13 protein-coding genes and 1 tRNA gene are annotated in these 13,395 nt (G+C 45.9%); 7 read left to right on the top strand and 7 right to left on the bottom strand.

Translation table 11 applies throughout. The annotated features are described in order from the left end of the window. Positions 1-233: 233 nt before the first annotated feature. From F0265_RS13775 to F0265_RS13765, 3 genes are read right to left on the bottom strand one after another with little or no spacing between them, the layout of a single operon-like run. A complete protein-coding gene (locus tag F0265_RS13775; protein ID WP_038510567.1) occupies positions 234-644 on the bottom strand; it encodes a GtrA family protein in 411 nt (136 codons plus the stop codon). Continuing rightward, positions 641-2,044, bottom strand: a complete 1,404-nt coding sequence (locus F0265_RS13770) for a phospholipid carrier-dependent glycosyltransferase (protein WP_171749310.1) — start codon at positions 2,042-2,044, stop codon at positions 641-643. The genes F0265_RS13775 and F0265_RS13770 overlap by 4 nt, the downstream gene beginning before the upstream one ends. Beyond that, entirely contained in the window at positions 2,041-3,042 is a 1,002-nt protein-coding gene (locus F0265_RS13765) for a glycosyltransferase family 2 protein (protein WP_171749309.1), read from the bottom strand. Before F0265_RS13765 ends, F0265_RS13770 begins: the two co-directional genes overlap by 4 nt. Positions 3,043-3,256: 214 nt before the next feature. Here F0265_RS13765 and F0265_RS13760 point away from each other — a divergent pair, with 214 nt between their 5' ends. From F0265_RS13760 to F0265_RS13745, 4 genes are all read left to right on the top strand, one after another. After that, complete coding sequence (locus F0265_RS13760) at positions 3,257-3,931, top strand: response regulator transcription factor (protein ID WP_171749308.1); 675 nt, start codon at positions 3,257-3,259, stop codon at positions 3,929-3,931. A gap of 1 nt (position 3,932) precedes the next feature. Beyond that, on the top strand, positions 3,933-5,192 hold the full coding sequence (locus F0265_RS13755) for a histidine kinase dimerization/phospho-acceptor domain-containing protein (RefSeq protein WP_171749307.1): 1,260 nt from the start codon (positions 3,933-3,935) through the stop codon (positions 5,190-5,192). Positions 5,193-5,259: 67 nt separating this feature from the next. Then, entirely contained in the window at positions 5,260-6,153 is an 894-nt protein-coding gene (locus F0265_RS13750; protein ID WP_171749306.1) for a 1-aminocyclopropane-1-carboxylate deaminase/D-cysteine desulfhydrase, read from the top strand. A gap of 95 nt (positions 6,154-6,248) precedes the next feature. Then, positions 6,249-6,554 (top strand): DUF1496 domain-containing protein, encoded by a 306-nt coding sequence (locus F0265_RS13745; protein WP_171749305.1) that lies wholly within the window; start codon positions 6,249-6,251, stop codon positions 6,552-6,554. Positions 6,555-6,562: 8 nt separating this feature from the next. Here F0265_RS13745 and F0265_RS13740 read toward each other — a convergent pair whose 3' ends face one another. After that, complete coding sequence (locus tag F0265_RS13740; protein WP_171749304.1) at positions 6,563-7,462, bottom strand: ROK family protein; 900 nt, start codon at positions 7,460-7,462, stop codon at positions 6,563-6,565. Between the two features lie 165 nt (positions 7,463-7,627). Between F0265_RS13740 and manA the strand changes: the two genes are divergently transcribed. Both manA and F0265_RS13730 read left to right on the top strand, forming a co-directional pair. After that, a complete protein-coding gene (manA, locus tag F0265_RS13735; protein ID WP_171749303.1) occupies positions 7,628-8,812 on the top strand; it encodes a mannose-6-phosphate isomerase, class I in 1,185 nt (394 codons plus the stop codon). An 88-nt stretch (positions 8,813-8,900) separates the two neighbouring features. Continuing rightward, the gene (locus tag F0265_RS13730; protein WP_171749302.1) at positions 8,901-9,299 is read left to right on the top strand and encodes a DUF296 domain-containing protein; all 399 of its coding nucleotides are present in this window, start codon (positions 8,901-8,903) and stop codon (positions 9,297-9,299) included. Between the two features lie 61 nt (positions 9,300-9,360). Here F0265_RS13730 and F0265_RS13725 read toward each other — a convergent pair. The 3 genes from F0265_RS13725 to F0265_RS13715 form a co-directional block, all read right to left on the bottom strand. Further along, positions 9,361-9,448: transfer RNA gene (locus tag F0265_RS13725), tRNA-Ser, on the bottom strand. A 146-nt stretch (positions 9,449-9,594) separates the two neighbouring features. Further along, positions 9,595-10,044, bottom strand: a complete 450-nt coding sequence (locus tag F0265_RS13720) for an L-alanine exporter AlaE (protein ID WP_006962833.1) — start codon at positions 10,042-10,044, stop codon at positions 9,595-9,597. Between the two features lie 224 nt (positions 10,045-10,268). Beyond that, entirely contained in the window at positions 10,269-12,698 is a 2,430-nt protein-coding gene (locus F0265_RS13715) for a hybrid sensor histidine kinase/response regulator (RefSeq protein WP_171749301.1), read from the bottom strand. A 123-nt stretch (positions 12,699-12,821) separates the two neighbouring features. On the opposite strand from F0265_RS13715, the gene F0265_RS13710 reads away from it, so the two are divergent. Then, complete coding sequence (locus tag F0265_RS13710; protein ID WP_171749300.1) at positions 12,822-13,391, top strand: UPF0149 family protein; 570 nt, start codon at positions 12,822-12,824, stop codon at positions 13,389-13,391. Positions 13,392-13,395 lie beyond the last annotated feature (4 nt).

Genomic DNA, 13,395 nt, shown 5'->3' with positions numbered 1-13,395 from the left:
AGTTATGTGTTGTAAGCCTCTGAAGAAAAAATTAAAAAAATTTTCACTGTGAATGGAACTGAATTGAATAAAGAAAGTCTGAATAAGTGTAGTTAGCAGAGCCTTCTTAAGTTTACAGGCCGTAAAACTTGTTTTCTTGACTGACACTACTAATTTACGCTGCTTTTTCTTATTAACTCCTATGTTTTGTATCAGCCCAGAGCCAGTTTGCTCTGGGCTTTTTTTATTTGCTACTACCGCTCAGTTTGTAAGTGACGTTGAGTACGAAATACCCACCAATGACTCAGCAAAAAATTACTCAACATTCCAGCAAGCACACCCAAAGCCAGTGCGAACATCGCCAACACGCCTTCACTTCCCCAGTAATAACTGGTGAGTTTGAATACTCCGAAATTGGGCAAAGCGGAAAACATGGCACACCCCATAAATTTTACCCACTGCGAGAATTTCCCAGATGGATTTCGACTCTCAAAGGTAAAAACACGATTGCCTAACCAAGTTACCGTTGCCGCAAAGAGAAAAGCCACAATACGCGAGTCCAATATCGGCAACCCAATAGCATAAAACAGTAAGGCAAAAAGAGAGGCATCAGCGATAAAGCCAACGCCCCCGACTAGGGCAAAACGCCATAATTTGTTGATCATGAGTTTCGATCACATCGATATAATGCACGTTTGCTCTCGGCGACAAAATCAATCGCGCAACTCATCTTCTTCTCTTTGACCAGTTGCTCCACCTGACTCTTCTCACCAATCAACTGAACCTTATCCAATCGATTCAGAACAGAACTGTCTGTGAGCTGCTTGGCCTGACCATGGCTGTAGAACTGACCTGAGAACGGGCGGTTCCCTACGTAATACGTTACTACCTGAGGATCAGCATTACGGAAAATAACCTTGTCACTTTTACGATCCCCTACTCCTAGCTGAATGTAGATAACAGCGGCAATTAACAAGCACGGCAAAATACCTGCCGTTACTTTGAACCACTTCTTATCCTCTTGCACATCCGAGAGCAGTATCGCCATAAGCATTCCAATCGCGGGAACACCCGGTAACACGTAAGCAGGAAGAATGTTGCCTGAAAAGGTAAATAGCAGCATAGGAGCGAGCATCCAGCACACGAGAAAACTAAAGATGCCATCTTTGAGTGCGATGTCTCGCCCCAACTGTTTGCGTTTTAGCCAAAAAACGACGGGCAATACTATCGACCATGGCGCTGCTGAATAGAGCCAGAACAGCCAGATGGTTCCTCTCGGTTCATCGTGCGCTGTGCCGTAGAGATCGCCCTGCCAGCCACTCACCAGAAAACGGTTAAAGTGTTCGCCAACAATAAAGTAATCTAGAAAACCTGGGGTTGCCGCTTCAGCGGCGAAATACCATGGCAGAGCGATAATCAGCATAAGTAGACTGCCTCCCAAAACTGGAAAGCGTTGCCAAAGCACTTTGAATGCACCCAGCAAACCATGTTGAATCACCAACCATGGCACAACCGCTAAGCCCATCAAGACAATAACCAGTGGTCCCTTTGCCAGTAAGCCAATCGCCAAGCCAACAAAGCCGAAATACCCCCAAGGCTTAGAGCCTTGCCAGCACAAGTAAAAACCTATCATCGCGAGCGACAGCCCTAACGTCAGCGCCATATCCGTCATCACCGCGCCTGCCGCAATGGAAAAAATACCGCACGTGGCTAAAACCAGCGCTGTGATCAGCCCACTAAAGCCTTGTCGATTTGCAAAGTACGCCATCAAAGCGATGACTATGACTCCAGCTAACCAATGGGGAGCACGCACCGCAAACTCATTAATACCAAACAATTCGATACCACCAGCACTTAACCAAGTGAATAAGGGCGGCTTACCCCAAAAAGGCACGCCATAGTCAAACTGCGGAGTGACCCAGTTATTGGTTTCAATCATCAGACGCGCCATTTCACCGTAGCGAGCCTCTGTCGTATCCATCAGCGGGTAAGCACCTAAACTCAACAAGCGAATAAGTAATGCAACGCCAAGCAGCGCCCATAGGTGGACTCGGTTAAAACTCACGCGCGTTTCTCCAATTGTTGATATTGAGTGGTTGCTGGTTTCTCATTGACGGATTGAACCAAATAAAGCGGTCGCCCTTTGGATTCAATAAAAATGCGGCCGATATACTCCCCAAGCACACCAATGCAGAGCAGTTGAATCCCTCCCAAAGCGAGTTGGACCACCATCATTGACGGGTAACCTGTGACTGCTTCACCAAAAAGCAGAGTTTTAAACACGATAAAAGCACCGTACCCAAAAGCACTTCCAGCAATCAGAACGCCAAGCAAGGTGGCCAAGCGCAGTGGTTTAATAGAAAACGAAGTGATGCCGTCCACCGCCAGCCCGATCAGCTTGAGGTAATTCCATTTGGTCTCGCCACAGAAACGCGCATCACGTTGAAAAGGCAACGTCGTTTGTTTAAATCCCGGCCAAACGAAGATACCCTTCATATAACGATTGCGCTCAGGCAGTTGGTTTATGTGATCCACCACTTCACGACTTAACAACCTAAAATCACCCACATTTTCTGGAATGTCCGATTTGACGAGTGTATTGAGCAAACGATAGAACGCGGCAGCAGAGGCTCGTTTAAACCAAGTTTCCCCTTGTCTTTCCGTACGCTGCATATTGACCACGTCATAGCCCTCGCGCCACTTGGCTAGCATTTGAGGAATCAACTCGGGCGGGTCTTGCAGATCAGCATCAATAAGTATCACCGCCAGCCCACGAGAATGCTCCAGCCCAGCGCTCATGGCTGCCTCTTTGCCAAAGTTGCGGCTCAGCCCAATACTGCGAATCGTACAACTTTCAGCGGTAAAGGATTCGACCAACTGTAAGCTGTCGTCGCTGCTGCCATCGTCCACATAGATGATTTCGCTCGAATCTGGCAAAGCGCTCAGCACCTCAGTTAACCGCTGGTGCAGCTCAGGTAAAACCTCTGCTTCGTTGTAGTAAGGAACAATGACCGATAATGTCACTGCTTTTAGTCTGTTTGGTACCGAATTGACTAGCCCCATAGCAAGACTCACTATAGTTGCATACGTACCATGAGATGCTTCACTATACGTATTGATTATCTAAAAGAGACTGAGATGGAATCCTAACTCGCTGTTCCACCCAGCCTCTGCGACTTTTTGGCAGATTATCAATCGCAACGTGAAAACGATGTTGTTCACGTTTTTTCCACGCAGGTTTTGCTGTCATAAGGCCACAGAAATAGAGAGCCGTTACATGAACAAAATTTTATTGGTCGAAGACAACCGGGAAGTAGCCGGTATTCTGTTTGATTACTTCGAAAGTATGGGGATGGAGCTTGACTACGCAGACAATGGCGAGCTGGGTTTACAACTTGCACTCAGCGAGAACTTTGACCTGATTTTATTAGACTTGATGCTACCGAGAATGGACGGCTTAACGGTATGCAATAAACTCCGCGAAGCAGGCAACAATACTCCCATTTTGATGCTTACTGCTCTGGATAATCGAGAAGACATGCTCAAGGGGTTTGAGCACGGTGCCGATGATTACCTCACCAAACCTTTTGATTTGGAGATTCTTGAAGCCCGTATGCATGCGTTGGTAAAGCGCTATCGGGGACAGGTCGCCAACACCGTATTGAGTTTTGGCAGCCTGAAAATCGATCAAAAAACGCGTCAAGCGTTTCGAGAAGGCAAGTTACTCGCACTCAATCCGACCACCTACACCATCCTTGAGGCACTATGTCATAAAGCGCCAGAGATTCTTACTCGCCAAGAGATTTCTGAAAAGCTTTGGCAAGAAAAAGAACCCAACAATGACGTCCTGCGAAGTCATATCTATCAGTTACGTAACCAGCTCGACAAACCATTTGCTCACCCCATGTTGACCACCTTACCCAAAATTGGCTTTCGTTTAGAGGACGTCTAACGTGAACCGAGTTCTCTCTAGTACACGTTCGCTGACTGGTCGATTGGCGCTGTTTTTCACGACGATTTCCTGCATCATTGGCGTCGTCATTTTCTTCATTTTTACCCTATCACTCCAATGGTCAGAAGATCGAGTGGGTGAGCGGAGGATTCTGATTGACCGAGATGAAGCTGTCGCGCGTTTTATAGCCGGTGAAGATGGAGAAATTCAGATTGATGCCCTTACCCGAGCCTATAACGACTTATCGTTAGTGCCTGATTTTTATCGAAAGTATACGGATACTTACGACACTTATCTTGGAGAGGTTGGCTCCACGTTGTCTCCCAACGGCCACATGGTTTACAAGGGCTACTACACAGATCAAGGTGAAAAGAAAGTCGTCGTTCTGTTGTCTCTGATCGATCAGGTTGAATTCGATACCGATGAGTTTATCTATTCTGGTGTGATTGTCATCAGCTTTGTTTCAGTGTTGATGTTTATGTTTGGTACCTTGTTATACCGTCTCTCGACACGCTTGATTGAACCCGTCAATGAAATCGCTAAACAGCTGGAAAGCCACTCGGGTAGCGCCACACAACCCTTTGCGATTCGTGAAGGTGCCGCCGACGAATTTCAAGCATTAACCGAACAACTCAACCAATACCGGCAAGACCTTAACCTTGCACTCAAACGTGAACAAGCCTTTGCACGCTACGCCAGCCATGAGCTGCGCACGCCACTTACCGTCGTGAAAGGCGCCAACAAGCTGCTGTCTCGTTCGGAGCACTCCGAATTTCAGGAACGGCAAATCAGTCGGATAGAAGATGCGACGACACAAATGACAACTATGGTCGATGCCTTGCTCTCCATCGTTCGCTACGAGCGAAATGTCGATGACGCACCTCTACGAGACATCGAAGAAGCCGAACTTCAATCGATTGTCGATGCCAATTCCGTTCAAGCGACTGAGAAAAGCATCGCTATCCAACTCACGATTTCAGGGCTGCCTACCGTAAGGGCTACTCCTGCGGTCATGAATATGATTCTGGGCAATTTAATCCGCAATGCGATTGCAGCGACCGCAGAGGGAGAAATTACCATAGACGTGTCCGAGCAGCAGTTGGTGATTGTCGACGACGGCCCGGGATTAGGTGAAACGCCCGATGCTGATGGACACGGGCTAGGACTTCTGATCGTCGATGATTTAAGCCAGCGCTATAACTGGTCATTTGAGCTGGAAAATCACCCTAGCCGAGGCTGTAGCGCGCGCATCCTATTTTGATCCATATTCATGCTTTTAAAGTGAAATCAGGTAAGATGAGCATTCATTTTACCTCTTAACGACCCAGATGAAACTTTGCGATACACCGATAACACAGCACCAATTTGATGGAACCACGTTTTACCTCAAACGGGATGATCAACTGCATAGCCACTTTAGTGGCAATAAAGCTCGCAAGTTCATGACACTGTTAGAGGGAAACTATCCAGACATCACCACACTGATTAGCTATGGCAGTGCTCAAGCGAACTCACTGTACTCATTGGCGGCCCTATGCGCTATCAAAGGTTGGTCTCTGGAGTTTTATGTTGACCACATTCCCCAATGGTTAGTGGAAAGGCCGATAGGTAACTATCGAGGTGCGCTCGACCTTGGTGCCAGCATCATCCCCGTCAATGAGCTCAAGCTCCATCCTGCTGAATTCATTAAAACTGTCCGTCAGCCGGATTCCACCTGCCTAATCGTCGAAGAAGGTGGTCGCTCCACCGATGCCCAATTGGGGATTGAGCAACTTGGCCGTGAAATACTGTCTTGGACTCGATACGAAACAGGTAAAGAGTTTGTCGTCGCACTACCATCAGGTACTGGCACAACAGCATTGTACTTGCATCGCTTTCTAAAAGTTCATGGCATCAAAGTGCTGACCTGCCCTTGTGTCGGCGGCAAAGGCTACTTAATAGCGCAATTTAAACAGCTCGGTGAAACCGACTTCCCTCAGGTACTTGAGCTTGAGAACAAGCACCATTTTGGCAAACTTTATCGTCAAGATTATGAAATCTGGCGTAAACTTCTGGAACAAACGGATGTTGAGTTTGACCTGCTTTATGACCCAATGATGTGGCAATGTTTGCAATCTTGGTCTGCAGAAAACCCAAAAAAAACGATCATTTATGTGCATCAAGGCGGCTTGCTGGGGAACGAAAGTATGTTACCTCGTTATCAGCGCAAATATGGAGACTGAAGTGAAACAAACGCAATCGAATATTTTATAGGTAGCGATTTAATTGCGATTCAGAACTGGTCGCCTATAGCCTATGGTTAATCTAAGGAGAGTTTATGCGCATCAATCTATACGCTTTGCTGGTACTGGCATCGGCATCCGCTTCAGCGAACGTTATTACGACGCCCGGTAAAGCCGTCATTGCCATTGATGGTAGCGACGCCGCCAAGCGAGTGTGTTACTACCAAGATCAGGGCTATTCTCTGGGCGCAATACTTCAAGTTGGCGAACACTATATGATTTGTACCGAAGCCAACGATTTTGAAACCAATGGCGCGTTAAAATGGGCGCCTCTCAACAGCCAAACTCAAGCCGAGCCAAAAGAGATCAACCCAAATGTAAAAAGCTATTCGATTAAATGATTGGTGAATTAGCTAAGTGAATGCAAAAACGCCGCGCCGCGCACGCCGGACGAGTCACCATGGACATTCTTCACAATGCGCGTTTTTGCAGATTTGTTAAAGGTGTATAAGTTCAACTTATCGTTCACCAGCGGGTAAATCGCTTCCACATTCGACATGCCTCCACCAAGCACTATCACTTCTGGATCGACAAAATTGACGATGGACGCACACACGCGCGCCAGTTGATCACAATAGAGATCAAAATGCTGTTGCGCATCTAAATCGCCCTCGGCACATAACGACATGATTTGTTTGGAATCCGCTGAATAGTATTTTTCTGAGAACGAGCGACCAAATCCGGTACCAGAAACAAATGACTCAGAACAGTTCAACGACCCGCAATAACACTCAACAGACTGACCATCTTTGTCCTTATCGTATCCCGGCAAAGGATTGTGCCCCAGCTCTCCACCCAGCTTGTTTAAACCTGTCACTAAACCGTTATTGATGACCACACCTGAGCCGCAGCCCGTGCCAATAATGATAGCAACACACGAATGCTGTGCATCTTTCGCAGCCCCATCTTTGAACTCTGACAAAGCAAGGCAATCAGCATCGTTGGCTAAAGCAACAGGAACATCAATGTAGCGGTTTAAATCGCCAATAAAGTCCTGACCATTGAGCACGGTGACATTGGCCCCCTGCATCAAGCCATCATTGCCTACCGAACCACAACATCCGATGCCGATAGAATGGATTTCGCCGTGCTTCTCTACCTCTTTTATCACGGCTAATACCGATTCCAGAAAACCCTGATAGCTTTCTGTATTGGTCGGTTCACGATGTTTGACTAGGGTTGCATAGCTCTCCTTACCAAGACCCACACCTTCTATTTTCGTACCACCAATATCTAGCCCAACTAGCATAGTTTTCCTCTTAATAAACACCTGAAAGTTTCACCTCATCATGACACAGTCACACTCTTATCTCTTTTATCTTGCTCATGATATTGGCAAGTTTGTAAACTACGTTTGTTTAGGCCTATTTGTTTGGGATTTTTGCTAGCTGCATTTGTTTTGTAAGGTATAAGAATGTCTAACTCTGCTCCATTTTTCCTTCTGGAAAACGTCATTCAAAACTACCCTTGGGGTAGCCGAGATTCGATTAACACGCTATTTGGTATTGCCAACCCAGAGCAACAGCCTCAGGCTGAAATCTGGATGGGTGCCCACCCGAATGGATGTTCAAAAATTCAGGTAGAGAATGAGACCGTCCTGCTGTCTGATTTTATCAACCAGAACCCAGAGCAAACCATTGGCGCAGAAACTCAGCAGCGATTCGGTGAACTACCGTTTCTTTTCAAAGTACTGGCCGCCGCGCATGCACTCTCCATTCAGGTTCATCCGTCCAAAGCACAAGCAGAAGAAGGGTTTGCCAGAGAGGATGAAGCGGGCATTGAGCGTAATGCTTCTAACCGTAACTACAAAGATCCTAATCACAAACCTGAACTGGTTTACGCTCTGACACCTTATATGGCCATGAACGGTTTCCGCGACTTTGAAGAGATGATTGTGCTGTTTGATCAGCTCAATGCTCATACTCTGCAGCAGGATATTGACGCTTTTCGCGAAAATCTTACGTCAGAAGGTCTGCAGGCATTCTTCAAAGCCATGTTAGAACTGGATGGCGACAAAAAGGCCGATGCCTTAGATGCACTGCTAAGCTGGGCCAATAACAGCGAAGATTCATTAGCAGCCCTGGTTGTGGAATTAAACACCCAGTACCCTAACGATGTCGGTCTCCTCGCCCCCCTAATGCTTAATGTGCTTGAGCTTCAATCAGGCGAAGCGATGTTCTTAGACGCGGGCACCCCTCACGCCTACATCAAAGGCACTGGCCTAGAGATCATGGCCAACTCGGATAACGTGTTGCGCGCAGGCCTAACACCAAAATACATGGATGTTGAGGAATTGGTGAGCAGCTGCAAATTTGAAGCACTGGATAAAGACAAAATCCTAACGCAACCTGTCGCTAACGATGGTGAGCTCAACTTCCCAGTGCCTGTTGAAGACTTTAAGTTTTCTGTTCTCAAGCAGCCAGAAAGCAAACAGCTCAAACTAACCCGCGCTGAGATAATCTTCGCTGTGGATGAGGACGTGACACTGCAAGCTTGTGACGACATCCTAGTCCTGACGAAGGGGCAGTCTGCTTTCGTGCCTCTATCGACCGAGACGATCACCATCAGCTCACAAGGCACAGTAGCTAGAGCGCATTAAGCTTCTGCAACGCATACAACAACGTAAAGGAGCAATTAATTTGCTCCTTTTTGCATTAAGCACAACACTTTATCACCGAGAGCACACTATGATTCAGCCAATCGCCGTTCGACTCACCAAAGGCCAAGACTTAAAAAAGCAAATCCAGTCATTGGTGGCACAATATGATATTCAGGCAGGGTCTATTGCATCTTGTGTAGGGTGTTTGGAACAAATCAGCATTCGCCTCGCTGGCGCTGAACAATCCATCACACTAACTCAACCTTTTGAAATTGTTTCCGTGATGGGAACACTGACCCCAAGCCACCAACACATTCACATTTCCGTTGCAGATAGGGAAGGGAAAGTCATTGGTGGCCACCTTCTCGAAAACAGCCTCATAGACACCACCGCCGAACTGGTCCTTCACAAGTACCCGAATCTAAACTTTTCAAGAGAACAGGATGAAACAACAGGGTATACCGAGTTAGTGGTTGGGGAGTGTTGAGGCAGAAAGTAATAGGTTCTAGATAGCAAAAAACCGCTACTAAGTAGCGGTTTTTTTAATGTGGCGGTGAGTGAGAGATTCGAACTCTCGATACGTTGCCGTATACACACTTTCCAGGCGTGCTCCTTCAGCCACTCGGACAACTCACCGAATCAAATTGTGGTTGGTTTTGCTCACCAACGAGGCGCTAATTTAATGATTCTATTAGGTTAGGTCAAGCCTATTGAGGAAAAAAAACGTCACTCATTGATCGTTTGATTACTTAATGGCTAATTCGACCAGATTTCCTGCAAAATCAGGCTTGCTGATAGTAACCCGGTACTCTAAACCACTTGCGGCACATATCGAGAAAGTACCCATACAAGACACCCATTCCACATGAGATCACTGCATTTGAGGTTACCGCCGTTAGGATTTGATCACTTGATGCGCCAACCGCAAACAAGATCGCAGCATACACTGGCGATTGAAACAGTACATAAGCAAGCAAGTCAGACATATTCTTCATCATACTTGTGGATGAGACTCGCTCACCTTGCCTGAGCATGAAATCTCGGAACATGCCATATGGCCAAGCAATCGCAATATTCACGGGAATAGAAAGGGTTCGTGAAGCCAAAGATTGTTCGAACGTCATCCCGGAAATAAAGATTTCTATGATCATCCCAGAAATAAAGCAGAATACCACCATAGCAAAAGTGTCTGCTGCGGCATTACGAATACAAAACGGCCCACGCGGCTTCATCTAAAACCTCAGTATATAAATCCAAATTAAAACAACAAAGATAGTGATATAAACTGGATGAAATTTAAATTACCAGCATATAAGTCTATTATTTCATGATTTATATAGTTTTAGATTTTAAATAAAAACAAAGGTGGTAAATAAACCACCAAACTCAGTAAAAAAGTTAGAGTAATTCGCTACAAATCTTAAATTCGCTCACAAATCAATCAAAATTAAGTAATTTACTTACAGAAGTCTTTTAGCAGAACCGTTAATACGTCCAAATCTGACTGGGAAGGAACCTCCCCTAGTGTAAGTTTCATCTGTATCGCTTTCAGGGTTTCTTCTAAGTGGTTATCTTCAATGCCTGTTGTTGCCGCTTTCAAGGCTTGGAAATTCTCTTGTGCTTCTTCTAGGCCGCCATTCTCTAAAGCCATATAGAACGTCAGCAACAATGATTCTGTCTCTTCATCGTCGGCTTGCGAGTTTTTTAATAGTGTGGGTTTATATTGATAGAGACGTTCAGAATAACGATAGAGTGCATCGTCAAGTTCATTTTCATCAATAGGCTTCGAGACGATGTAATCAACCCCGACTCCAAGCATACGCTCTCGGGTTTCTTTAAATACGTCAGCCGTACACCCTAATATTAGGATTTTCGATTTAGAGCTAGGGAGTGAACGGATCGCGGAAGTGGCTTCCACACCATCCATCACTGGCATGTGATTATCCATCAGGATAAGGTCATATTCATTATTTACTATGGCATGGATTGCCAACTCGCCATTTTCTACCACTTCACACTCAAACCCTTTGTTACTCATGAAAGTATTAATGATGATGGCATTGGTTCGGTTATCTTCAACGATCAGCGCCGTCAGACCGTTGTAGTTCAACTTGCGGTGTTCTTTAGCATCATGGTTTCGCGGTTCGCAGCGGTCCATAGCAACCAGAGCATCAAAACTGGTGCCTATACCGAGTTCACTGGTCAATGTCACGCTACCGTTCATTAGGCCACATAGTTGCTTGACGATCGCCAAACCTAAACCTGTGCCACCAAATCTGCGAGTCGTGGAAGACTCAGCTTGTTCGAACGGTTTGAATATCTTTTGCTGCGCTTCTTTTGCAATTCCTATCCCCGTATCTCGAACTTTGATTTCTAAGTAGTTTTGCCCCTGCTTCTCTACTTCCTTGAAATACACCTCAACATATCCGCGTGAGGTGAACTTGACCGCATTGTTAAGCAGGTTGAACAGTATCTGACGTAAGCGCGCCTTGTCCGACATATACCAGCGATCATGTGGCACTTCGGAGTAAACTTTGAACTGCAATCCTTTTTCAGAGCACAACGTAAAGTAGACACTGTTAATACTGCCTATAATGGCCTCTAGTGGGAAAGGGTTGTTTTCGAGTTCCAAATGGCCTTGCTCAATTTTGGAAAAGTCGAGAATTTCATTCAGCAACGTCATCATATGATCGCCAGACTCATAGAGCGTTTTCATGTGCTTTTGCTGTTCTTCACTCAAGTCTGTTTTAAGTAATATCTGAGCAGTACCTAGTACGCCATTCATCGGCGTCCTGATTTCGTGTGATAAGGTGGCTAAGAAGGCACTTTTTGCTTTAGTTGATGCCTGAGCTTTCTGTTTTTCGGCTTCTAGAAATACGGTTTTTTGGTTAAAGGTGTCGATCAGGTGCTTAATCTCATCTTGGCTGTTGTAGCGTAAATCGATAATGCCTCCTTCTATAGAGTCATCCACCTTCTGGGCAATAATCACTATGGGTGAAATCAGGAAGCGATTGATCAGGAAATACCCCATCATCACGCAAACAAGCATAATCGGTATGATGCCCGCTTCAACTTTAGAAACTAAATCATAGACTTGCTCTGCCACTAAGCGGTTCGCATTCACAACATCGATGTACCATTTAAAGTCACCGAAATCGGTACTACTGATGTAAATACCTTCCACTACCTGAAAGTTGTGTTCAGTAATCACATCTCCATAAGAGTCTTTTAGCACCACGCCTAATTCATACTCTTCAGCATGCTTGCGTACAAAGGCGACCAGACTTTCCAGTGATATGTCTACCGTTGCTACACCAGCGAAAACATTGTCGACGTAATAAGGAGAAGAAGCGGTGATCATCTGGACATGGGTAAAAGGATCGATATACACCTGTGACCAGGACACGGTGCCCATAGGCTTACCGACGACCGAGGTATACCAAGATTCTTTGTCATAGCCACCGGATTCTGGGTTATCCCAAGAGAAGACTTGATCTACCTGCCCATCACTGGCTCGATTGAAAAACAGGCTCTTATATGCCCTGCCTTTTTCGATTGAATAAGGAATCGGCCACAAACCGCCACTGACCGCCACACCATCGATTACCGAGAATAACTCAAATAGCATCTCTGCCTGATGGCTCTGTGATTCATCAGTATTACCGATACTGACCACACTCTGCAGTATGCCCAGCGAACTGTTCAAAGGCTCTTTGATCTCAGCGGCGATGATCTGCGTTCTTAGGTCTAAATTCTTCTCTAACTGATCCCGAATCGGTGGCTCTACCACCAAATAGCTTACGGTACCAATGATCGCAATCACTAACGCCATATACATGGCGAGCGCCAAAAAGCTCTTTCTTTTGAGGGAGGAACGAATTTCCATAAGCCTTTGAATTTTGTCCGTTTAACTCCAATTATAGCGAAGATAACAAAGCTGCCACCTTTTTATGTCTCGTTTTGGCTGTTAGTATTAGCTCAATTTCATTAAACCCTTTTGGTATTCATTTTGACACTACAAGAAATCCTTTCTCAGCCAGAACTGGAAAACCGACTGATCAACGAACCAAAAACCCAAGGATTCGTTACAGCTATGGCTGCTGCGCCCAATGTATTGCCGCCTCAAGAATGGCTTCCTTTTCTATGGGGTGGAGAAGAAGTTGCGCCTTTTTCTGATGGTGAGCAGCTAGAAACCTACATTGAACTGATTATTGCAATGTGGAACGAATACCGCCCTGCTTTACTAGAAAACCAGTGGGTATGGCCAAGCGAGTGTTCACTGGATGAAGCGGATATCGTTAATCAGGCAGCACGTGATTTCTGTGAAGGTGTTTTGCAAGGCTGGCAGCTAGCCCGAGATGACTGGGAAACCATCATGCCAGAAGATAGCGAAGACAGCGCCCTTCTTGGCGGAGTGCTGCTTTCTCTTAGCATGCTTTACGATCCAGAAACTTCAATCGCTACACTGGCTGAGCAAGGCATTGAAGGCCTAGAGCAGTTTGAAGAGATATTTAACGCGATCCCAACTATGTTATGTGGCCTAGCAATGCGCGGCTCCATGTTGGTGGAAGCGGAGTAAAAAC

Origin of the sequence: Vibrio sp. RE88, assembly GCF_013113835.1 — a bacterium.
In the GTDB taxonomy this organism is placed as follows: domain Bacteria; phylum Pseudomonadota; class Gammaproteobacteria; order Enterobacterales; family Vibrionaceae; genus Vibrio.
The sequence above is the reverse complement of the archived record's forward strand: the minus strand, read 5'-3'. Positions and strand labels throughout refer to the sequence as shown.

Coding starts and splice junctions, on each gene's coding strand:
- F0265_RS13775 (WP_038510567.1), bottom strand. CDS start 644: ATGATCAACAAATTATGGCGTTTTGCCCTAGTCGGGGGCGTTGGCTTT.
- F0265_RS13765 (WP_171749309.1), bottom strand. CDS start 3,042: ATGGGGCTAGTCAATTCGGTACCAAACAGACTAAAAGCAGTGACATTA.
- F0265_RS13760 (WP_171749308.1), top strand. CDS start 3,257: ATGAACAAAATTTTATTGGTCGAAGACAACCGGGAAGTAGCCGGTATT.
- F0265_RS13750 (WP_171749306.1), top strand. CDS start 5,260: ATGAAACTTTGCGATACACCGATAACACAGCACCAATTTGATGGAACC.
- F0265_RS13745 (WP_171749305.1), top strand. CDS start 6,249: ATGCGCATCAATCTATACGCTTTGCTGGTACTGGCATCGGCATCCGCT.
- F0265_RS13740 (WP_171749304.1), bottom strand. CDS start 7,462: ATGCTAGTTGGGCTAGATATTGGTGGTACGAAAATAGAAGGTGTGGGT.
- manA (WP_171749303.1), top strand. CDS start 7,628: ATGTCTAACTCTGCTCCATTTTTCCTTCTGGAAAACGTCATTCAAAAC.
- F0265_RS13730 (WP_171749302.1), top strand. CDS start 8,901: ATGATTCAGCCAATCGCCGTTCGACTCACCAAAGGCCAAGACTTAAAA.
- F0265_RS13720 (WP_006962833.1), bottom strand. CDS start 10,044: ATGAAGCCGCGTGGGCCGTTTTGTATTCGTAATGCCGCAGCAGACACT.
- F0265_RS13715 (WP_171749301.1), bottom strand. CDS start 12,698: ATGGAAATTCGTTCCTCCCTCAAAAGAAAGAGCTTTTTGGCGCTCGCC.